The 20,990-nt window shown below is 62.3% G+C and carries 17 protein-coding genes; 7 read left to right on the plus strand and 10 right to left on the minus strand.

The window, feature by feature from the left end; translation table 11 throughout:
- Positions 1-22: 22 nt before the first annotated feature.
- Together AC1L34_RS09775 and AC1L34_RS09780 are read left to right on the plus strand one after the other, a co-directional pair.
- Positions 23-448 carry a (deoxy)nucleoside triphosphate pyrophosphohydrolase gene (locus AC1L34_RS09775; protein ID WP_424322598.1) on the plus strand — a complete coding sequence of 142 codons (426 nt, stop codon included), beginning with the start codon at positions 23-25 and terminating at the stop codon, positions 446-448.
- On the plus strand, positions 445-3,402 hold the full coding sequence (locus AC1L34_RS09780) for a DEAD/DEAH box helicase (protein ID WP_424322597.1): 2,958 nt from the start codon (positions 445-447) through the stop codon (positions 3,400-3,402). Before AC1L34_RS09775 ends, AC1L34_RS09780 begins: the two co-directional genes overlap by 4 nt.
- A 41-nt stretch (positions 3,403-3,443) precedes the next feature.
- Here AC1L34_RS09780 and AC1L34_RS09785 read toward each other — a convergent pair whose 3' ends face one another.
- Positions 3,444-4,619 carry a nucleoside triphosphate pyrophosphohydrolase gene (locus tag AC1L34_RS09785; RefSeq protein ID WP_424322596.1) on the minus strand — a complete coding sequence of 392 codons (1,176 nt, stop codon included), beginning with the start codon at positions 4,617-4,619 and terminating at the stop codon, positions 3,444-3,446.
- Positions 4,620-4,915: 296 nt separating this feature from the next.
- Between AC1L34_RS09785 and acs the strand changes: the two genes are divergently transcribed.
- A complete protein-coding gene (acs, locus tag AC1L34_RS09790; RefSeq protein ID WP_424325617.1) occupies positions 4,916-6,865 on the plus strand; it encodes an acetate--CoA ligase in 1,950 nt (649 codons plus the stop codon).
- Here the strand turns inward: acs and AC1L34_RS09795 are convergent.
- Positions 6,862-7,752 carry a LysR family transcriptional regulator gene (locus tag AC1L34_RS09795; RefSeq protein ID WP_424295558.1) on the minus strand — a complete coding sequence of 297 codons (891 nt, stop codon included), beginning with the start codon at positions 7,750-7,752 and terminating at the stop codon, positions 6,862-6,864. The genes acs and AC1L34_RS09795 overlap by 4 nt on opposite strands.
- A 74-nt stretch (positions 7,753-7,826) precedes the next feature.
- Here AC1L34_RS09795 and dapA point away from each other — a divergent pair, with 74 nt between their 5' ends.
- The gene (dapA, locus tag AC1L34_RS09800) at positions 7,827-8,744 is read left to right on the plus strand and encodes a 4-hydroxy-tetrahydrodipicolinate synthase (RefSeq protein WP_424295559.1); all 918 of its coding nucleotides are present in this window, start codon (positions 7,827-7,829) and stop codon (positions 8,742-8,744) included.
- Here the strand turns inward: dapA and AC1L34_RS09805 are convergent.
- A complete protein-coding gene (locus AC1L34_RS09805) occupies positions 8,730-9,656 on the minus strand; it encodes a helix-turn-helix domain-containing protein (RefSeq protein WP_424295561.1) in 927 nt (308 codons plus the stop codon). The two genes, dapA and AC1L34_RS09805, sit on opposite strands and share 15 nt — an antisense overlap.
- Before the next feature lie 399 nt (positions 9,657-10,055).
- Here AC1L34_RS09805 and AC1L34_RS09810 point away from each other — a divergent pair, with 399 nt between their 5' ends.
- Positions 10,056-10,532, plus strand: coding sequence for an Hsp20/alpha crystallin family protein (locus AC1L34_RS09810; RefSeq protein ID WP_424295562.1), 477 nt, complete (start codon positions 10,056-10,058; stop codon positions 10,530-10,532).
- Between the two features lie 261 nt (positions 10,533-10,793).
- Positions 10,794-11,366, plus strand: a complete 573-nt coding sequence (locus AC1L34_RS09815) for a TIGR03086 family metal-binding protein (protein ID WP_424322591.1) — start codon at positions 10,794-10,796, stop codon at positions 11,364-11,366.
- A gap of 6 nt (positions 11,367-11,372) precedes the next feature.
- Here the strand turns inward: AC1L34_RS09815 and mfd are convergent, their stop codons facing one another.
- From mfd to AC1L34_RS09840, 5 genes are all read right to left on the minus strand, one after another.
- Positions 11,373-14,975 carry a transcription-repair coupling factor gene (gene mfd, locus AC1L34_RS09820; RefSeq protein WP_424325616.1) on the minus strand — a complete coding sequence of 1,201 codons (3,603 nt, stop codon included), beginning with the start codon at positions 14,973-14,975 and terminating at the stop codon, positions 11,373-11,375.
- 29 nt (positions 14,976-15,004) lie between these two features.
- Complete coding sequence (locus AC1L34_RS09825) at positions 15,005-16,255, minus strand: Dyp-type peroxidase (RefSeq protein WP_424324202.1); 1,251 nt, start codon at positions 16,253-16,255, stop codon at positions 15,005-15,007.
- Entirely contained in the window at positions 16,252-16,782 is a 531-nt protein-coding gene (locus AC1L34_RS09830) for a copper chaperone PCu(A)C (protein WP_424322588.1), read from the minus strand. The genes AC1L34_RS09825 and AC1L34_RS09830 overlap by 4 nt, the downstream gene beginning before the upstream one ends.
- Before the next feature lie 71 nt (positions 16,783-16,853).
- Positions 16,854-17,429, minus strand: a complete 576-nt coding sequence (locus AC1L34_RS09835) for a hypothetical protein (RefSeq protein ID WP_424293911.1) — start codon at positions 17,427-17,429, stop codon at positions 16,854-16,856.
- Positions 17,430-17,463: 34 nt separating this feature from the next.
- Positions 17,464-17,979 carry a GNAT family N-acetyltransferase gene (locus AC1L34_RS09840; RefSeq protein WP_424293912.1) on the minus strand — a complete coding sequence of 172 codons (516 nt, stop codon included), beginning with the start codon at positions 17,977-17,979 and terminating at the stop codon, positions 17,464-17,466.
- Between the two features lie 42 nt (positions 17,980-18,021).
- Here AC1L34_RS09840 and AC1L34_RS09845 point away from each other — a divergent pair, with 42 nt between their 5' ends.
- Positions 18,022-19,410, plus strand: a complete 1,389-nt coding sequence (locus AC1L34_RS09845) for an amino acid permease (protein WP_424293913.1) — start codon at positions 18,022-18,024, stop codon at positions 19,408-19,410.
- Here AC1L34_RS09845 and AC1L34_RS09850 read toward each other — a convergent pair.
- Positions 19,367-20,089, minus strand: coding sequence for a TetR/AcrR family transcriptional regulator (locus AC1L34_RS09850; RefSeq protein ID WP_424293914.1), 723 nt, complete (start codon positions 20,087-20,089; stop codon positions 19,367-19,369). The two genes, AC1L34_RS09845 and AC1L34_RS09850, sit on opposite strands and share 44 nt — an antisense overlap.
- A 57-nt stretch (positions 20,090-20,146) precedes the next feature.
- The gene (locus tag AC1L34_RS09855; RefSeq protein ID WP_424322585.1) at positions 20,147-20,803 is read right to left on the minus strand and encodes a TetR/AcrR family transcriptional regulator; all 657 of its coding nucleotides are present in this window, start codon (positions 20,801-20,803) and stop codon (positions 20,147-20,149) included.
- Positions 20,804-20,990: the final 187 nt, after the last annotated feature.

The following is a 20,990-nucleotide window of genomic DNA, read 5'->3' on the forward strand; positions in this document are numbered from 1 at the left end:
CTAATGGGTAGAGTTCGATTCGATGGAAGACACACGCAATACTTCAGCTACGAAGCGCCGAATCCATGTTGTTGGAGCGGTCCTCGTGCGAGACGGCAAGATCCTGGCCGCCCGCCGGAGCAACTTGATGTCACTACCAGGCATGTGGGAGTTTCCCGGGGGCAAGATTGAGCCGGGAGAGAGCCCCCAGGCAGCACTCCGACGAGAACTCGCTGAGGAGTTACTGGTCAACGCTGAGATCGGTGAGCTCCTTGAAACAACCGAGCACGAGTACGATTTCGGTGTAGTCATCCTGACCACGTACTTCTGCACCCTCATCGATGGCGATCCACAACTGACTGAACACTCTGAGATCTCGTGGCTGCCGGCGGCAGATCTTGGAACGTTGGATTGGGCGCCGGCAGATATTCCCGCCGTTGACAAGCTTCGTGCCACGTTTGCCGAATGAACCCAAAACTAAAAACTTCCGAAAATCGCCTAGTACGCGCCGATACGACATTCGGATTCCTTGACGCGTCCGCCCCTTCCGAGCAAGTCTTTCATCCTCAACTCATCTCCAACTGTGACGACAACACGATGTTGCGAGCGATCCGGCATGAACTACATCGCTCGAACCGATTCGTATTCTCTGTCGCATTCGTAACCACGGGCGCGTTAGCCCTTCTGAAACAGGCCCTGGTTGACTTTAACGGCGAGGGAACCATCGTCACGTCGACCTATCTAAATTTCAACGAGCCAGCGGCGTTCCGCGAGTTACTCACGCTGGAGGGCGTTGAGGTACTGGTCCACCCTGATGTTGAGCGCGGTTTCCATGCAAAGGGCTACTTGTTTGAACGAGATGAATCCACGACCGCCATCATCGGTAGTTCCAATCTCACTTCCACAGCTCTGCTGACAAACGAGGAGTGGAACCTTCGCTTCTCGGCTTTGCCTGGCGGTGATATTGTCGACCAACTTCGTGATGCGATCGATAGGCAGGTAAGCGGTTCGTCGCGGCTTACTGCTAGCTGGGTCGCCAAATACGAACACCACTACGCCCAGTTGACACGGCATCCGTCGTCAGAAAGCCAATTTCAATCGGATCCACACACTGAAGATGCCCTCGACAGCGGGTCGCTGTATGACTCGGACTTTTCCCGCAGTTCAATCATGCCAAACACAATGCAGGTCGAAGCGCTTGAAGCCATCGACCAGGTCCGCAGGTCAGGCGAACGCCGAGCCGTGGTGATATCAGCGACAGGAACCGGTAAGACGATCCTTTCCGCCCTGGACGTCCGCGCATTCAACCCCAATCGCATGCTTTTCGTGGTCCACCGAGAGCAGATTCTCGACGCAGCAATCACCGCCTACCAACAGGTTCTTGAAGCTCCAGCCAACGAATTTGGGAAGTTCGTTGGGCGGCAGAAAGACCTGGACCATAAATATGTGTTCGCGACCATCCAGTCGCTGTCACGACCGGAGAACCTAGCCAAGTTGGACTCCGCACACTTCGATTACGTCCTCATCGACGAAGTCCATCGTGCTGGGGCTGATAGTTACAAGCGGCTTATCGATCGAATAGAACCAGCGTTCCTACTGGGACTAACAGCTACCCCGGAGCGAACTGACGGTTTCAACGTCTTCGAAATGTTCGACTTCAATGTGCCTTACGAAATCCGGTTGCAGGCGGCCCTCGAAGCAGACATGCTCGCACCGTTTCACTACTATGGTGTTACCGATTTCGTCGATTCAGACGGCACCACCATCGATGACGCCTCCAAACTGTCGCAACTGATCGCCGAAGAACGCGTGGATTATCTAGTTCAGATGCTTCACAGGTACGGGCACACCGAAGCGACTCGCGGACTAATCTTTTGCGCGAGGCGAAACGAAGCTATCGAACTCTCGCAGCTCCTCAACCAAAGAGTTGTTCACGGATCACCCCTTAGAACCCGCGCGCTGATGGGTTCCGATTCACCCGAGACCCGGCGTGAAGTCGTCCGACAACTCGAATGCGGAGAATTAGACTACATCCTGACGGTTGATATCTTCAACGAAGGCATTGACATCCCGGCAGTAAACCAGGTTGTCATGCTGCGCCAAACTCAGTCATCTATCGTTTTTACCCAGCAACTGGGCCGCGGGCTAAGAAAGGCTCCCGACAAAGATCACCTCCGAGTGATCGACTTCATCGGGAACTACGCCAACAATTACCTGATACCGATCGCCCTTCTTGGGGACAGCTCACTCAATAAGGACGTTATCCGAAGGAAGTTGATCGATGCCGACAACGCAGGGGTGATCTCTGGACTATCCAGTATCAACTTCGATCAAATTTCGCGAGATCGGGTCCTACAGTCCCTATCAAGCATCTCCCTCGACAGCATGAAGAACATCAAGGCAGCCTATCTTCAACTTGAACAACGCCTGGGCAAGATCCCGAAACTGATAGACTTCGCACGATTTGAAACTGTGGATCCCGTTGTCATCGCGACAAAGAAAAAGAACTACTGGGCTCTCCTTCAAAAACTAAAGCGCGAGGAAGAAGAACCCCCTAACGAAGTCACCCAGATACTGAACTTCGTATCCGGTGAACTCCTGCCCGCCAAGAGACCTCATGAACTACTGCTGCTTAACGAACTTTTGGCGGGCCGGTCGCTCAGCAAGGAACGCTTCGGCCAGTTGCTCACTGAGCAGGGACTAGAAACAGATGCCGCGACCATTGAGTCAGTTGAGCGAGTGCTCTCGCTTGAGTTCTTCACGGCTTCCGAACGAGAGAAATACGGAGATCAGGCCCCAATAATCGTCGCCTCATCCGGGTACTCCTTCTCCCCCAGAATGGGACTGATGCTTTCCTCGTCTAACAAGCTTCGCGCGCACATAGAAGATCTTGTTGAAACAGGACTCTACCTTGCGCGCCATCAAAATGGCTGGACCGGAGAGCTTCAGATCGGCAAATTGTACTCGAGAAAGGACGTGTGTCGACTCCTCAACTGGAAGTCAAATGAATACAGCACTATCTACGGTTACAAAGTAGATGCCGCATCCCGGAGTTGCCCCATATTTGTCACGTACCACAAATCGGACGAAGTCTCCGAGAGCACACAATACGAGGACGAGTTCCTCGATGCCTCAACGCTCAAATGGTTCACTCGAAGCAGGCGAACACTTCAAAGTAGCGAGGTTCAGTCAATCGTTGAGAACGAGTTTCCGCTGCACTTGTTTGCCAAGAAGGATGACGCAGAAGGCCTCGACTTCACATACCTCGGACTCGCGAAGTCACGCGAACCCGTCCAAGAACAGATGCCCGGTGGTTCCGGCAAGATGCTTGATGTCGTGACAATGAAACTCGATCTAATGACCCCGATGGATACGAGCCTCTTCCGTTATTTGGTTACTGGATCAAACGGCACCAGCGAATAGGTCGCACCTTCGGCAGCCCCGCTCATGGGGGGGCGCCACCCCTACTCCCCTTCAGCGCTCCACTTTTCGCGCACGACCATCCCTGGCACTTCAGGAACCTTGACGTCCTTGGCTTTTTTGGTCTTGCCCTTTTTGTTGAGGGCGATGGGGTCTTCGCTGAAGAGTTCTTCGACGCCGAGGTTGTCGAGGTCGTCGATCTCTTCGGAGGCGGCGTTGTCGACGGCGGGCGCGTCTTCAACCGCAGTCTCATCGGCCGCAGTCTCGTCGGCCGCAGTCTCTTCGGCCTCCGCCTCCTCAACTTCTTCCTCGTACGCCATCCCGAGGTACTTGCGCCACGTGTTGGCGTCGCGCACCGCTACCCCATCTTCGGCAGCGGCTTCTTCGGCGGCGCGAACCTGGTTCATCAGGACGATCGCGCGGCGGCGTAGGTCGTCTTCGACGCTGCCGACCGCGTGCTTGCGGAATGGGATGTCGACTCGGTACAGCGACGGACTGACCGCGGCGATCGGAAAGTCGACGCGGGCAAGCCGTTCAAAGATCTTCTGCACTAACACCAGGGCTGGCTGTGTGGTGACAATGCCGTCGAGCAGGCTGGTGTTGGCGCGCTCGGCGGCTTTGGCGGTATCCCAATCATCGATCTGCTGATCGAGATTCGCGTGCTCGCCGTTCAAAACACCGGGCGTCCGACTTGAGACCTTGTCGATAAAGCTTTGGGCAACATCGTCGATGTCGAACGAATCGACCGCCGAATCGGCAGCGATCCGCGCGTGGAACAGCACTTGAAGGAGCAGGTCCCCGAGCTCCGACCGCAGCTCGTCGGCCGTCCCGTGATCGATTGAGTCGAGAAGCTCGTAAACCTCTTCGAGGAGGTACTGCCGCAACGAATCGTGCGTCTGCAATTGTTCCCAAGGGCCGGTGCGCCGCAGTCGGTCCATCAGTTCGACGGCGCGCAACAGCTTGCCGCCGGGGAGGGTGCTGCCCTCGATGACAGACTCACCACACTTGAGCCGCTCGAGCACCGCGGGATGGTCGCGGTTGGAGCTGACCAGGGTCTTTGACCCGTCGTCCTCGACGAGCCCAACCAACTCGTACGACGGCAACTGCCACAGCAGTGATGGATGCACTTCCTCGGTGACCGCGACCGTCTCAGCAAGCAAGGCAACCGCGCCGGCCGGAATCATGTCGGGACGTGACGCGTCTAGCAAGACCACGGCCATGGAAGTCCCCTCTCCGACAAATCAGTGTCTACCTCGACATTAACGTGTAGATCGGCTTGATCTCGGTCGCACGCGCGGGAACTGAACGTGTCGCGCATTACTCGCCGCTAAGTAACTCGCCGGTAACTAGGGTCGGTGCTTCCGCAAGGTGTCCGCGACGACGCGATGCCCCCGCGGACACCGTTTCGCCAATGCATAGCCGACACCCCAACTGCCTCGATAGGTTTGGAATCAGCCGTCCCACGCGAGACGACGCCGAGCCCAGTTCTTTCTAAGGTGCAGAGGAGATTCGTGCCATGACGCAAGACCAAACAATCCAGGCATTGAGCCAGGAAACCCGCACCTTTGCACCGCCGCCCGCCTTTGCCGACAATGCCAACGTGACCGCGGAGGCCTACCAGCGCGCCGCCGACGACAACCTCGCCTTTTGGGGCGAGGCCGCCGAACGCATCACCTGGGCTGAGCCTTACACCGAGGTCCTCGACTGGTCGCGGGCCCCACACTCCAAGTGGTTCGTCGGTGGCAAACTCAACGCCGCCTACAACTGCATCGACCGCCACGTCGAGAACGGCCTTGGCGGCCGCGTCGCCTACCACTTCGAAGGCGAAGCCGGCGACACCCGAACCATCACCTACCAAGACCTCCAAGACGAGGTCAGCAAGGCCGCGAACGCCCTCATCGAACTAGGTGTTCAGACCGGCGACCGCATCGCCATCTACATGCCGATGATCCCCGAAACGGTGTTCGCGATGCTGGCCTGCGCACGTATCGGCGCACCGCACACCGTGATTTTCGGCGGCTTCTCGGCCCGCGCGATTGCCGATCGTGTCCAAGACTGTGGCGTCCAAGTCGTCATCACCGCCGACGGTGGCTTCCGGCGCGGCAAGCCCTCAGCACTGAAGGCCGTGGTCGACGAAGCCATGACACTGTGCCCCGAAGTGCGGACAGTATTGGTCGTCAAGCGCACCGGCCAGGACGTCGACTGGACCGAAGGTCGCGACCTGTGGTGGTCCGATGTCGTCGACCGTCAGTCCGCGCAGCACACTCCCGAAGCCTTCGACGCCGAACATCCGCTGTACGTCATGTACTCGTCGGGAACCACCGGCAAACCGAAAGGCATCCTCCACACGACAGGCGGCTACCTCGTCGGCACGTCGTACACGCACTGGGCGGTGTTCGACATCAAACCCGACACCGACGTGTACTGGACCGCCGCCGACATCGGCTGGGTCACCGGCCACTCGTACATCGTGTACGGACCGCTAGCCAACGCGACCACGTCGATCATGTACGAAGGCACCCCCGACACCCCACACCAGGGACGATGGTGGGAAATCATCGAAAAGTACAAGGCCACCATCCTGTACTGCGCCCCCACGGCGATCCGCACGTTCATGAAATGGGGACGCCAAATCCCCGCGAAGTACGACCTCACGTCGCTGCGCCTCATCGGATCGGTCGGCGAACCCATTAACCCCGAGGCATGGATGTGGTACCGCGAACACATCGGCGGCAACAAAACTCCCGTCGTCGACACGTGGTGGCAAACCGAGAACGGGCAGATACTGATCAGCCCGCTCCCCGGCGTCACACACACCAAACCCGGTGCGGCCATGCGAGCTCTGCCCGGTATCGAGGCCGACGTCTACAACGAAGAAGGCCAACCCGTCGGCAACGGCGAGGGTGGTTACCTCGTCATCAAGAAGCCGTGGCCCGCCATGCTCCGAACCCTGTGGGGCGACGATGACCGTTTCCAACGCACCTACTGGGACCGCTTCCCCGGCGTGTACTTCGCAGGCGACGGCGCCAAACGCGACCAAGACGGCGACATTTGGGTGATCGGTCGCGTCGACGACGTCATGAATGTCTCCGGCCACCGCCTCTCGACCACCGAAATCGAATCCGCCCTCGTCTCGCACGAGGCGGTTGCCGAGGCGGCGGTGGTGGGTGCGGCCGATGCGACCACCGGACAGTCCATCGAAGCGTTCGTCATCCTGCGCGAAAGCTCCGGTGGCGGCCGCCAGGACATCGTCGACGAACTCCGCAAGCACGTACGCACCGAGATCGGCGCCATCGCGAGCCCACGGTCGATCATGATTGTCGAAGAACTCCCCAAAACCCGATCCGGCAAAATCATGCGACGCCTACTCCGCGACATCGCCGAAAACCGGGAGCCCGGCGATTCGACGACCCTCGCCGACTCGTCCGTCGTCGACCGAATCCGCAAGGAAGTCTCCGGCAGCTAAGGCGCGAGCGCGGCCAAGACCGCCCGCAACGCCGGATCAGCCTCGCCGCTGCGGCGCCACACCGTATGCACCTCGCGGCGCGGGGCGTCGTGCAACTCCCGCAGCACCACGCCGTCCGGAACGTGCGGTCGTGCCAGACGTGGAATCAGCGCGACCACGTCGCCCGCCGCCACCAACGCCATCTGCGTTCCGAAGTCATCGACGGAGTGCACCACGTCGGGTTGGTGTTCGGAATCGGCAAACAGCCGCTCGAACCATCGATGGCAGACGGTGCCGCTCGGGCTGGTAACCCACTCGCAGTCGTGGAGGTCCGACCGTCGGATGGGCCGGTCGACCTTGGCGAGGGGATGGTCGACAGGGATCGCCAGGTCACCGATATCGGTATGCAGATGCGCCCGTTCCAGTCCGGCTGGAACGGCGACGGTCACGCCGTCGGCATCGTGCACCATCGCCAATTCCGCGTTGCCCGACTCCACCGCGTAGACGGCGGGAACCGGGTCGAGCTCCACCACTTGCACCCGTACATCGGGGTACTGGCTTCGAATAGTCTTCAGCGCCGGGGCGACAAGCCCGCGGACGCCCGTCGAAAAGGCTGCGATTCTCACCACACCGCGCGGCAGTCCAGCGTCCACCGAGCGCGCCGCGGCCACCGACTTCTCGAGCGCGTTGAGCACTTCCGCGGCGTTCTCCACCAGCGCATGCCCAGCCGGTGTCAGCACCACCCGACGGCCAGCGGGTGCCACCAGACGCACTCCGACCTGCGATTCCAGTCGTTTTACCTGCTGCGAAATGGCCGACGGCGTAAAGCCAAGCTCAGCGGCGGCACGCGCCATGGTGCCAAGGTCGGCGATCGCCCGCAGCGCACGCAGCGCGGCCACATCAATCATGAAGAACTCCTAACGATTACTCACGATAACCCCTCGCTTGTGCTGAACGGTTCGGACACGTGACCATAGAGACCATGACCTTGAGTTCCATGCTTTCTGCGCGCGCCACCTTCGGATCCAACCTCGTCGCCATGCCGACGCCGATGAACCCCGACGGCTCCCTCGACGAAGCTGGCATCAGCGCGGTCGCCAAGCATCTGGTCGACGGCGGCTGCGACGGCATCGTCGTCGCTGGCACGACCGGCGAAGCTCCGACGCTCGACAACGTCGAACTCCTCCGCGTGCTGGAACTCGTCCGGGCCAGCGCTGGCCCCGACACCAGGTTGGTCGTCGGTGTCGGCACCAACCACACCGCGAAGAGTGTCGCGACGGCTCGCGAGGTCGCCGCTGCGGGCGCCGACGCGCTGCTCGTCGTGACTCCGTACTACTCCAAGCCGTCGCAAGCTGGCGTGATCGCACACATCACGGCAATCGCCGACGCCACCGAACTGCCCGTCATGCTCTACGACATTCCCGGCCGCACCGGCCTCGCCCTCACCCGCGAGACCCTGGTCGAATTGTCAGAGCATCCCCGTATTCTCGCGGTCAAGGATGCGAAGGGCGACCTCTTCGAGATGATGTCGTTGCTGGCCGAAACCGGTTTGCAGTACTACTGCGGGCTCGACGAACTGAACTTGCCATACCTCGCCGCCGGCGCCGCTGGCGTGGTGAGCGTGATGGGTGTGGTGGGTGCGGACCGCAACCGCGCACTGATCAACGCGATCGACGCCAGCGACCTCACCGCCGCGCGCGCTATCAACGACGCCGTCCGCCCCCTGACCGCCGCACTGATGCGCACTGCTCCCGGCGTCGTCACGGCAAAGGCGGCGCTGCACGAGACCGGCGTCATCGCGCACACTTCTGTGCGTGCCCCACTGTTGCCTGCAACCGAAGCCGAGACCAGCGTCGTGCGGGCGGCATTGGTCGCCGACGGGCAGCTACTCAACGCCTGACGTGGTGCCGTGTGACGGCAGATCTGTTGCGTTAGGTGTCACTCGGTTCCCGGCTGAATAGGCACCCGGCGACATTCCGATCGTCGCCGTGAAGTCTCTCGTCAGGTGGGCTTGGTCGGAGTAGCCGAGTTCCGCGGCGAGGGCTGCCCAATCGGCCAAACTGCCGTCGCGGACACGCTCGGCCGCGTCGATCAGCCGGAATCGGCGGATCACCCAGGTCGGCGACACCCCGGCACACGAGGTAAACATCCGCTGCAGCGTCCGGGCGGTGATTCCACCGAGTTGCGCAAGCTGATCGACCGTCCGAATCGTCCGGTCGCCCTCCGCAGCCGACGCGATCGCGGCAACCTCGCGGGCACGGTTCACGCGAGCTGACGGTCGGATCTCCAGGAGTCTCACCAGCGCGTCGGCGATCGGTGCCGCGCGTCTCGCACCCGGCTCGATATTCGCCACGCGCTCAGCGAGATCCCGATCGTCAAGTTCCAGCACGGTCGAAATCGGCACGTGCGCATCGTTGAGCGCGTGAACGTCGTCGACCCACGCACCGAAGCCGCCAGTGGTGGTCTTGGCTGCGAAGTTCCAGCCGCGGCCCGTCAACTCACGAACCGTTACCTCGGTGGTGACACCATTAAGCCGGGTTTGGAGGCCGTACGGACCGGGTGGCGGAGTGTCGCCCGGTGGCGGCGCCACCCCGACGCTGACGTTGACCGCAGGCGTCGCCAACACCGGCTGCCGATGTCGTCGGTTTGCAGGCAGATCCCATCGCACCGACCAGAACCACTCAATCAGTCCCTCTAATTCCGGCGGCGCGGGATAGCGCTGGAAGTCGACGACCGTCAGCATTCGGCCCGGTGACAAGATCCCGCGTGTGTGGTCTGCGGCCCCCACAAATGATTCCGGCTTTTGCGGCACGCCTTGAGGTTAGTCGCAAGAATCCCACCCCACGCGCCCCCAACTGTCGCGAATCTTCACGCGGTCCCGCCCGCCACCTCGGACCGTCGAAAGCATGGACACTTCAGCAGATCTACTCGTAGCGTCGACCAACTCGCCGATCTGCTCGTCGCCGCAGCCGACACGTCTCCGACCGCCCCGACACCGTGCACCGCGTTCAATTTCCAGACCCCGAATCGGTTGAGGTGGAGGAACTCGGGACGGCGGAATACGCCGCGCCCATGCGGACCTGACACGCCGAGAATCGGGATGCCAGATATCTGGCACTCTCCCACCGAGAGTGCTAATATCGGTGTCGCACAGTGATCGGATTCACCGACCGCCGGGGTCGGTGGACAGGGATTTAGGAGGTGTGTTGCTGTGCTTGGATTCGACCCATTCAATGATCTCGACGCTCTCACCCGCGGCCTTCTCGCCGGTCAGCAGAGTGGCACTTCGCGAACTCCGCGGTTCATGCCCATGGATCTGTTCAAAATCGATCACCAATACGTCTTGACCGCAGACCTCCCGGGCGTCGACCCGGGATCGATCGACGTCAGCGTTGACAACGGCGTACTTACCCTCTCCGCACAACGCTCCCTCGCGTCCGACGACAGCGTCAAATGGCTCACGAGTGAGCGCTTCGCTGGCACGTATCGACGACAGGTGACACTCGGCGAGGGCATCGACACCGCCGCCATCAGTGCACAGTACGACAACGGTGTACTCACCGTCACGATCCCGGTCGCCGAGAAGGCCCGGCCGCGGCGTATCGACGTCCAGCAAGCGGACAAACCGCGCGCAATCGCTACGGGACCCAACTCGGACACGAACTCGTTAGAGTCGACGGCTTCGTAACTGGGGGTGCCGTGGCACGGTCACCGTGCCTAACCGCCACTTTCCTGACTGACCGATGTCGGAATTGAGGAGGTGCGAATCAAGCGAATTCATTCAGAGTATGTTCCTTCCGTCTCGCAGCGCCTGGCGGCCTTCTCCCCGAAGGCCGCCAGGCGTTGCGTCCGTTTGGGCGCTGCCACTCATCGAGCCACGCGATGCTGACTGCCGTGCCGTGTCGCGAATCTTCAATACCAGCCGGGCCGACGAGCATAACGTCGAAGCATGGACACTTCAGCAACCCTCCTTCGCCTCCTCGACCAACTCGCAGATCTGCTCGACGCCGCAGCCGACACCCCTCCGACCGCCCCGACACCGTGCACCGAGTTCGACTTCCAGACCCTCCGCAGCCACGTGGTCGGCTGGCTCACTGCCTTCACCGACGGCTACACCAGCGCCGATCACCGCTGCAGCGACCCCGACGCCGTCACCGTCGTGGGGAGCGGCGCAGATCAAGTCCGTAGCAACCGTGCCCGCCTCGCCGAAGCCCTGCCAGCTGCGCTCGCCGATCCGCTGTTCATCGGCGAATCGGCAATGCCCGGAGACATGGCCGCGTCGATGATTTTGTGGGAGTACCAAGTCCACGGCTGGGACTTGGCACAAGCCGCAGGGCTGCCGTGGGCACCCGACAGCGATGGTCTCGAAGCATCGATCGCCTTCGCCCCGAACATGTTGACCCCCGATTTCCAAGGCGAGGGCAAGATTTTTGCACCGGCCGTCAAAGTGGCCGACGACGCTTCCGCGATGGATCGGCTGGCCGGGATGTCCGGGCGGGCACCACTCACTTCGGTTGGGTAACCGGCGCTATGTCTCCAGCGGCGCGATGGTCTGCAGGAACGTCACGATGTAGTCGATGAGTTCGGTATCGCGGAGACGGGCCGAACCGACGCCACCGGTCCGTGGGATCGGAACCGTGATGACCTGCGTGGCCGCACGGTACGACGCCGACGAGTACATCCGCGACAGTCGAACCTGCTGGCTGTCGAGCAAAAGCATCGGCGAAATCCGGATCGACTGCCCCGCCACACCTACTTCGGTGACGCCGCGTTCACGGCAACGGATCCGCAGCCGGGCGATCGCCGCCAGGCGTTGCGTTTCAACGGGCGGCTCGCCATAGCGGTCGACGAGTTCACTCATCACTTCGTCAACATCGTCGTCGCTGGTGGCCGACGCCAACTTGCGGTACGCCTCCAAACGCAGGCGATCGGCTTCCACATACTCCACCGGAATGTGCGCGTCGACGGGCAAGTCAATGCGGACCTCGCCGGTCTCCTCAGTTTCGATCGTCTTGCCGTCGGCCGCCGCGCGATACGCCTCAACGGCCTCACCAACCAACCGCACGTACAGATCGAATCCGACGCCTGCCACGTGCCCGGACTGCTCGGCACCGAGCACATTGCCTGCGCCGCGCAGTTCCAAGTCCTTCAGCGCCACGGCCATACCGGCACCGAGTTCGTTGTTTTGCGCGATCGTCGCGAGACGGTCGTAGGCCGTTTCGGTCAGGGGCTTGTCCGGGCTGTACAGCAGGTACGCATACCCTCGTTCACGACTACGACCAACGCGGCCACGCAACTGATGCAGCTGCGACAAACCGAAGTTCTCGGCGCGATCGAGAATCAACGTGTTGGCATTGGAAATGTCGAGGCCGGTTTCGATGATGGTGGTACAGACAAGGATGTCGTACTCCCGATCCCAGAATCCCTGCACGGTGCGCTCGAGTTGTTCCTCGCCCATCTGCCCGTGCGCGACAACAACCCGCGCCTCGGGCACCATGTTCGCGATGTGCTTGGCCGTCTTGTCGATGGTCGAGACCCTGTTGTGCACATAGAACACCTGACCGTCGCGCAGCAGTTCACGACGGATCGCGGCCGCCACCTGCTTGTCGGAGTAGGCACCGACATAAGTGAGGACCGGGTGGCGTTCTTCCGGCGGAGTCAGGATCGTCGACATCTCGCGGATGCCCGCCATCGACATTTCCAGGGTTCGTGGGATCGGCGTCGCCGACATGGTCAACACGTCAACATGGGTTCGGAGCGCCTTGATGTGTTCCTTGTGTTCGACGCCGAAACGCTGCTCCTCGTCGACGATCACGAGGCCCAGGTCCTTCCAGCGGACACCGGTCTGCAGCAGTCGGTGCGTACCGATCACGATGTCGACCTCACCGGACGCCATCTGCGCCAGAATCTCTTTCGACTCGGCGGGCGTAGTGAAGCGCGACAGTCCGCGCACCTTCACTGGGAAACCATCCATGCGTTCGGTGAACGTTTGCAGGTGCTGGCCAGCGAGGATGGTCGTCGGAACCAGCACCGCCACCTGCTTGCCGTCTTGCACGGCTTTGAACGCGGCGCGCACGGCGATCTCCGTTTTGCCGTAGCCGACGTCACCGACGACGACGCGGTCCATCGGGATGGGTCGTTCCATATCGGCCTTGACTTCGCCGATCACCGTCATCTGATCGATGGTTTCGGTGTAGTCGAAGGCGTCTTCCATTTCGCGCTGCCACGGGCTGTCCGGGCTGAACGCGAACCCGGGGGCGGCATGGCGTGCGGCGTACAACTGCACCAGTTCACCGGCAATCTCGCGGACCGCCTTGCGCGCCTTCTTCTTGGTGTTGGCCCAGTCGGAACCGCCGAGCTTGCTCAGGCCGGGCTGCTCGCCGCCGACGTAGCGCGAGAGTTGGTCGAGCGAATCCATGGGGACAAACAGTCGGTCCCCCGGTTGGCCGCGCTTGCCGGGGGCGTACTCGATGACGAGATATTCGCGGCGGGCCCCGGAAATCACGCGTTCGATCATCTCCACGAACTTGCCGATGCCGTGCTGGTCGTGGACGACGAGATCGCCGGCCGTCAAAGCCAACGGATCGACTTGATTGCGTCGCTTGGCGGGCATCCGCCGACCGTCCTTGGCACCGACCACGCGCGCACCGGTGACGTCAGCCTCACTGGCAATCACCAGCCCCGCCGACGGGCACACGAGACCGCGCCGCAGGGTGCCGTGATAGATGCCCACGGCGTCGTTCGGCGGTTCCTCGCCTGGTTCCATGAGCTTGGCTGGCACTTCGGCTTCGCCAAGTCGATCAACGAAGCGTGCCGCAGTGCCGCGACCCGCTGCTACCAACGCCGCACGACCGCCAGAAGCAATCTGCGCGCGGAACGCGGTCATCAGGTCGGCGAGTTCCGCGGGATTGCCATGCGGTGCCGGACCGGGTTGCAGGTCAAGTTCGAGTTCGTCCCCCGACCCCGTCGACAGCGGGCTCATGGTCCACCACGACTGCCCTGCGGCGAGGGTGGCGGCCTGCACTTCGTCGACGCCACGGTACGCACTGGCCGACAGGTCGATCGATGGTTCACCCGCTGCGACCGGGGCCATCGCACCGAGCGCTGCCGCGTTCCACGATGCTTCCAAGAACTCGGCACCCGTGCGCGCCAGGTCGACGGCGCGGGTGCGAACCTTCTCCGGGTCGAGCACCAGGACGCGGGTGCCCTCCGGCATCGCCTCGGTGAGCATTTGCATCTGGCCGTCGACGAGCGCCGGGATCAGCGCCTCCATGCCGTCGACGGGGATTCCCTCGACGAGCTTCGTCAGCATCTCGCGCAAAGATTCGTCGGCCGTTGTCTCCGCCAGTTCGCCGGCGCGTGCCCGGACCGCCTGCGTCAGTACTAGTTCGCGGCACGGATGAAGGTGGACGACGGAAGTGTCGATCTCGGGTTGGGTGCGCTGGTCGGCGACCGAGAACGCCCGAATGTCGGTGACTTCGTCGCCCCAAAACTCCACGCGCACCGGATAGTCGGCAGTGGTCGGGAAGACGTCGAGAATGCCGCCGCGGACCGCGAACTCACCGCGAGTACCGACCATGTCGACGCGCTCGTACGCCATCTCGACGAGTTGCTCGATGAGGCCGTCGAAGTCGATGTCGGCGCCTTCGGTGAGGGTTATCGCACGCATGGCACCCAGCCCCGGCGCCATCGGCTGCACCAGCGACCGCACCGTCGCGATCACGACGCGCAACGGTGCGACAGTCGGATCGGCGAGCCGCGACAGCACCGCGAGACGCTGCCCGACGGTATCGGCCGACGGCGAAAGCCGTTCGTGCGGCAGGGTTTCCCACGACGGGAACTGAGCAACCACCGGCGTCCCGTGGGGGCCGGTTGGCAACAGTTCCGTGAGCTCTGCCGTCAGATCGTCAGCCTCACGACCGTTGGCCGCCACCACCAGCACCGGCCGCTCGGCCTCACTGTCCCCGCCGCTCGCCAACTGCGCGACGACGAAAGGGCGAGCCGCATCCGGTGCCGTGATGGCCAATTGCGCCTGATCCGCACGATCGCGAAGCAGCCCGAAAGCTGCGTCACGAAACGCGACGGGGACAAGGCCGGACAGGGATGGGCGCGACACCGCAGGCGTGGACACCCCTAAATACTAGGCAACGCCCCAATCATCTAGGAATTGCCAGCGACATTCCAGAGCGTAGCGCCCAGCGGATGTGATTCAGTCGCACCCGGCAACACCGCGTACACGGCCGAACCAATCGGTGTCGTCCACACGTTGAGGTCGTCGTGGTCGGCCAAGCGCTGCTGGACCGGCACATACTGGGTTACCGGATCAGCCTGGTAGGCGGCAAAAATCAGGCCGCTATTGGACGTATCCGACGACCCCGGTTCCGGCGGATCATCGTAGTTGTAGGCGCGCCGCAGGAACTGCTCGGCTTCACTTCGACGATGCGCTCGCGCGATGTGCGACGACGCCGGTATCACCGGGATCCCGCCGCGCGTGGCCGCAAAGTTCGGCTGGTCGAACTCGTCACTGCCGGTCAGCGGCGCACCATTGTCGAGGGTCCGGCCCGTCGACAACTCCCGTCCGCGGCGGTCGATCCCCTCCCACGTATCCATGTTCATCGCAATCCGACGCAGGACCAAGCTCGTGCCGCCCGCCATCCACGATTGTTCGCGGCCGTCGTTCCAGAGCAGCTTGTCGAAACTGTCGGAGGGCGGTTGTACGGTGCCATCAACCTGGCCGAACAAGTTACGCATGGTCCCGGTAGCCATGCCGGGGCTGTTCCGGAAGCCGCGCTGCACCCAGCGGACGCGAGCACTGCGCCGCACCGAGGCGGTCAGCATCCGCGTAGCGTGCGCCAGCGTCACCGGATCGTCCGCGCAGAGTTGCAAAAGCAGATCAGTCTGACCCCACCGGGGGTCCAACCGGTCGATACTGAACGGCGGCAACGGTTTCAGCCACGACGGCCGGTGCGGCGCCAACTGCTTGGCCCGGAAAGCTCGGTCGCCAACACCAACGGTCACCGTTAGGTTCGACGGTATCCGCGCCAACTCCGGTTCGGTGTCCGACAAGCTCGGCTCACCTTGCGTCAATCGCGCTGCATCCTGCGTCCACAGGGCTAGGACACCCGCGAAGGTCGAAACATCGGACGGATCCACCAGATCGAGTCCAACATATTGCGCGTGCGCGGGCGCATGCGTGGTGATCCCCGACTGGTGCTCGCCGTAGAACGGCACGGTGCCAACTCCCGCGGCGGGGTCGGGCGAGATGACTCCTCGCCCCAACCCCACCGCAGCGGCACCCACGCCGAGCCCCGCCAAACCGGCACCGCCGGTCAGCAGGGTTCGGCGCGACAGCCTTGCAGCTGGCCTAGTCGTCCCGTTCGGTTCGGGTGTCCCAGTCGGCTCAGTTGTCACTTATGCGAGCCGGAGTGCTCCGGCTCGCCCGGCGTGTAGTTCTCCTGGTTGCCGTCAAAGTCGCGGGCCAGCGCGTCGAAGGTCGTAGTCGAACCGTCGGCATACCGCAGGCTGAAAGCGACGGACTTACCAGTTGTGATGGGCGCCGGGATACCCATGAGCATGAGGTGCTCGCCGCCCGGCTTCAACGTGACGGAACCCTTGGCCGGGATCACAAAACCGCCGTCTTTCTGGCGCATCGTGGTGCCGCCGGAACCGTTATCGACCACCTCGTGCATCTCGGTGGTCGTGGCCGCCGCGGTGTGCGCGGACACGATCCGGATGTCGGAGTCGGACGAATTGTGCAGGGTCCCGAACGCAGCCGTCATTCCGGACGGTGCGGCCTTGACCCACTGGTCGGTGATGGTCACCGAATCGGCTTCGGTCCCCGAAGAATCGCTACTGCCGCAGGCGACGAGCGTCACCGAGGTCAGTGCTGCCGCGGCGAGCATGGTCAGGGAACGGATGAGAGTGCGGCGTTGTGCCATGGTTGTATCAACTTTCGTGCATGCATCTGATGTCCCGGCTGTCAGAACAACAGCCGGGTGTGGAAACGGAATCAGACGTGCACGGGTGGTCCGCGGACTCCCGCAGCGGCCCGCATCGGCGCGGGTGTAAGGGTGGCAACCTGCCGGTCGACCTGGGAGGTAACAGCTTCGACCTGCGACGACACTCCGAGGCTGAGGAGTCGCCACAGGTGGGCGATATTGTCACCGCAAGCCCGGCTGAGTCGTTCCGCAACGAACAGGACGCCCGCGGCGGCGGGCACGGCCAAGAGGTGCCAGGTAAGCATCAGCGATCCGGGCACCATGGCTGTTCCGTGATGGCCGTCAATGACACTCAGGACGACGTGTGCGGCGGCCTGGCCAGCGGTCAACGCAGCCAACACGCCCACCACCGAGACCTTGATCCGGCCTGCGACCCGCGCGCGTTCCACCGAGCGAACTTGCCCGGCGCGAACCAGTCCAACGCAGAGCGCGAGACCGACCAGAACAACGAGTTGTGTGGACGACGGGATGTGACCGCCACCCAGCGAGTGTGCAGCGATACCCAGGACCAGGGAGACGATTGCCGCCAGCAGGCCGTGCGCGGTCGACGAGACCTGCGCACCACCCGACGTCGGAGCAATCAACACGGCCTCCAGACTACTACCGACTGTCGTTGCGCCCCTATTTCGTTACCGGCACCACAAACTGCAGGTATACGCAGCCGACCCATCGGTCGAACTTGCGGCCTACGCCCGCCGACCGACCAACCTCCACAAACCCCAAATTCTGGTGCAGCGCTACCGACTCGGGCACTTCGTCGGACACCATGGCCATGATGTTGCGCGTCACTGACGGATCGACGGCGTCCAGCAGCGCCGACAGCAGTCGCGTGCCCAGCCCACGACCGCCAGCATCCGGGCGCAGGTAGATGCTGTCCTCGGCAGTGAACGCCCAGCCCGCTCGGCCACGGAACACTCCCAGATAGGCATAGCCGAGAATCTCGCGGACCCCTTCGGCCTCATCCACCAGCACTAAGAAGGGCCTTCCACCGTCGACGATCGACTGCAGTTTGCGTTCCCAACCGTCAACCGACAGCGGTTCCAAATCGAACGTCGCCGTCGAGTTGATCACGTAATGCCGATAGATCTCAGCGACCTCGGGCAGGTCAGCGATGGTAGCGGGACGAATGCTCAGCATGGGCTGATTTTGCCGCATCGCCAAGACGACTACGCTCGTGCAGTGGCCAGTTCCGGGAGAGAGCCCCTCAAAGTTGCCGATGAAGGCAGGCTCCAAGGTGGCTTGAAGCCTCGGCATCTGATCATGATGAGCCTCGGTTCAGCGATTGGTGCCGGCCTGTTCGTCGGGTCCGGTCAAGGCATTGCGCTCGCCGGTCCAGCGGCGCTCCTCGCCTACGCGATCATCGGCCTCATCATCGTTTCGGTGATGCGAATGCTCGGCGAACTCGCCGCCGCCGACCCCAATCCGGGCGCGTTCTCGTACTACGTCGGCAAGTCATTGGGCCCCGGTGCCGGATTCATGATGGGTTGGCTGTGGTGGATCCAAATGACGCTCGTCGTCGCCGCCGAGTCGCTCGCCGCGGCCGAAACGCTCAACAGCCTTATCGGCGTCTTACCGGTGTGGGCGTGGGCGCTGACATTCATGATCGTCTTCACCATCCTCAACCTCACCGGCGTCTCAAATTTCGGCGAACTCGAATTCTGGCTATCACTCACCAAGATCGTTTTCATCGTCCTATTTCTGGTTCTCGGTGCCGCGTATCTGTTCGGGTGGACTGCTGAACCGTCGCCGGGACTGAGCAACGCCGGCGAGTTCTTGCCTCATGGTTTCGGCGGTCTCACCGCGGCACTGCTGGTTATTGCGTTTGCCTTCGGTGGCATCGAAATCATCGCGGTCGCCGCTGCGGAGACGCACGATCCGGGGCCCAGCGTGTCGAAATCAATCCGCACCATCGTGTGGCGAATCCTGGTCTTTTACGTTGGCTCCGTGGCCGTTATCCTGCTGGTCCTACCCGCAGATGACCCCCAAATGCTCGAATCACCGTTCGTCGGAGTCCTCGACAAAGTTGGCTTGCCCGCCGTCGCGACCACCATGGGCGTCATCATCGTGGTGGCACTGCTGTCGTCGATGAACGTGAACCTCTACGGCGCCTCGCGCATGTTGTTCTCCCTGTCGGTGCGCAACATGGCCCCCAAGGTCGCATCCAAAACTGCCACCAACGGTGTACCGGTCGCCGCCGTGCTCGCCAGCATCGTCGTCGGATTCCTGGTGGTTCCCGCCGTCTACCTGTGGGGCGACCTCGTCCTAACGCGACTCCTGTCGATGGTCGGTTCCACGCTGTTGGTGACGTGGCTGGCGATTACCTCTGCGCAGATCGTGCTGCGCCGTCGCGCCGACGCCGCAGGCACCCACCTACCGATGAAAATGTGGGGATTTCCGGTCCTGTCGTGGTTGACGCTGGCCGCCCTCGTCGCGATTGTTGTACTAGGCCTCACTACCGACTCGGTCCGCAATCAGATCCTGTCGACAGGCGCACTCGTTGTCGTTCTCTGGGTAATCGGGACGGTCATTGACCGTCGTCGGAAGGCTCCGAAGCCCGCCGGTGCATAGTCGGCGGAGTCGGTTCTTTGTACTCGGCGTCGACCAGGATCGGGTCCGGATCCAACCGGGTCAGTCCGTTCCAGCACAGGTTTACCAAATGCGCAGCAACCACTTCCTTCGGTGGTTCTCGCACGTCAAGCCACCATTGGGCCGTCACTGAAACCATGCCAACGAGAGCTTGGGCGTAAAGCGGCGCGAGGCCCGGATCGAAGCCGCGACGTTCAAAATCACTGGCGAGCAGGTGCTCCACCTGGCTGATCGCGTCATTCAGCAGGCTCGAGTAGCGGGTGTCTTCATCGACGATCGCCGATTCGCCACGAACCAAGATCCGGAAACCGTCGGTCCGCTCCTCCATGTAGGTCAGCAAAGCGAGCGCGACCTGCTGGATGCGATACAGTGACCGGTTCTTCGTGAGTGAACTCGTCACCATCTCCAGAAGGGTTTCCATCTCGCGGTCGACGATGACCGCGTACAGCCCTTCTTTCCCTCCGAAGTGCTCGTAAACGATGGGTTTCGAAACGCCAGCACGCTGCGCGATCTCCTCGATCGAGGTGCCTTCGTATCCGCGCTCGGCGAATAGCCCGCGGGCAACTTCAATAAGTTGCAGCCGACGCTGCGCTCCCGTCATTCGTGCACGCGGTGCCTTCCGAACTTCTTCCGTGCCGTCCGCGGGCCTGCTGATCGCCATGACGCCATCGTAGTGTTAGCTGGCCCCCGACCGGGAAGCGCGAGCGCGAACCGTCGGCTAGTTCACGACGACGAGTGCCCCGACCAGCGCATACAACTGCTCGGTCAACTCCTTGGCGGCATCGACGTCACCGGAGCTTCGACGCCGCACTGCGCGCTCAAACAGCCCGTCGAGGCTGGCATAGGTACCCGCAGAATCCAGGAGCGGTTGTCCCCCGGCCAGTGCCGCGTACTCCCGGACGATGCGCCAGACCATTGCTTCTAATTCGTCGTCGATCGCTCGCACGTCCTCGCGAAGCGAGACCTCAAACACCGCCTGCATCCGGAGGTCGTACCAGAGCTTGTGGGTCGAGAGATCGGCTTCCATCGTGGCAGTCAACCGCTGAGCAAATCGCAGACGAAGCGATTCGGCATCACCGGCACCGTCGAGCACGTCGTCGTAGGAGGCGATGCATTCACGCTTGTAGAGGTTGACGCAGTGGGTGATGAGGTCGAGTTTGTCGCTGAAGTAGTAGTGCAGAACGCCGTGGCTGTACTCCGAATTGGCCGCGATTTCTCGCAACCCGGTCGCCGCGTAGCCGCGTTCGGACAGCGCAGACAGCGCAGCTCTAGCGAGTTCGTCTCGCTTAGTCGCGACTTTGTCGGCGCGTCGTGCAGCACCGCGGGCTGCGGGCGCGACTGATTCTCCCCGGGGATCAACCACGTTGGTCGTCACGGCGCACCTCCTCTGCGGTCGTGTCGGGGGCCATTCGCCCCAGCATAGCCCGCAGATCTCGCGTCGAGCGCAAACGACCTCAAACTTTCTTGACAGTTGTCAAACTTTTCTCTTGACGATCGTCCAGAAATGACTAGTGTGATGCCCACCACTTGAAATGGAACTGGGCATCAGCCCTCACCGAAGG

The organism is Gordonia sp. 34D (genome assembly GCF_056682775.1).

Excerpts from the sequence above, each read along its gene's own strand:
- AC1L34_RS09775 (WP_424322598.1), top strand. The coding sequence starts at position 23 with ATGGAAGACACACGCAATACTTCAGCTACGAAGCGCCGAATCCATGTT.
- AC1L34_RS09780 (WP_424322597.1), top strand. The coding sequence starts at position 445 with ATGAACCCAAAACTAAAAACTTCCGAAAATCGCCTAGTACGCGCCGAT.
- AC1L34_RS09785 (WP_424322596.1), bottom strand. The coding sequence starts at position 4,619 with ATGGCCGTGGTCTTGCTAGACGCGTCACGTCCCGACATGATTCCGGCC.
- acs (WP_424325617.1), top strand. The coding sequence starts at position 4,916 with ATGACGCAAGACCAAACAATCCAGGCATTGAGCCAGGAAACCCGCACC.
- AC1L34_RS09795 (WP_424295558.1), bottom strand. The coding sequence starts at position 7,752 with ATGATTGATGTGGCCGCGCTGCGTGCGCTGCGGGCGATCGCCGACCTT.
- dapA (WP_424295559.1), top strand. The coding sequence starts at position 7,827 with ATGACCTTGAGTTCCATGCTTTCTGCGCGCGCCACCTTCGGATCCAAC.
- AC1L34_RS09815 (WP_424322591.1), top strand. The coding sequence starts at position 10,794 with ATGGACACTTCAGCAACCCTCCTTCGCCTCCTCGACCAACTCGCAGAT.
- AC1L34_RS09830 (WP_424322588.1), bottom strand. The coding sequence starts at position 16,782 with ATGGCACAACGCCGCACTCTCATCCGTTCCCTGACCATGCTCGCCGCG.
- AC1L34_RS09840 (WP_424293912.1), bottom strand. The coding sequence starts at position 17,979 with ATGCTGAGCATTCGTCCCGCTACCATCGCTGACCTGCCCGAGGTCGCT.
- AC1L34_RS09850 (WP_424293914.1), bottom strand. The coding sequence starts at position 20,089 with ATGGCGATCAGCAGGCCCGCGGACGGCACGGAAGAAGTTCGGAAGGCA.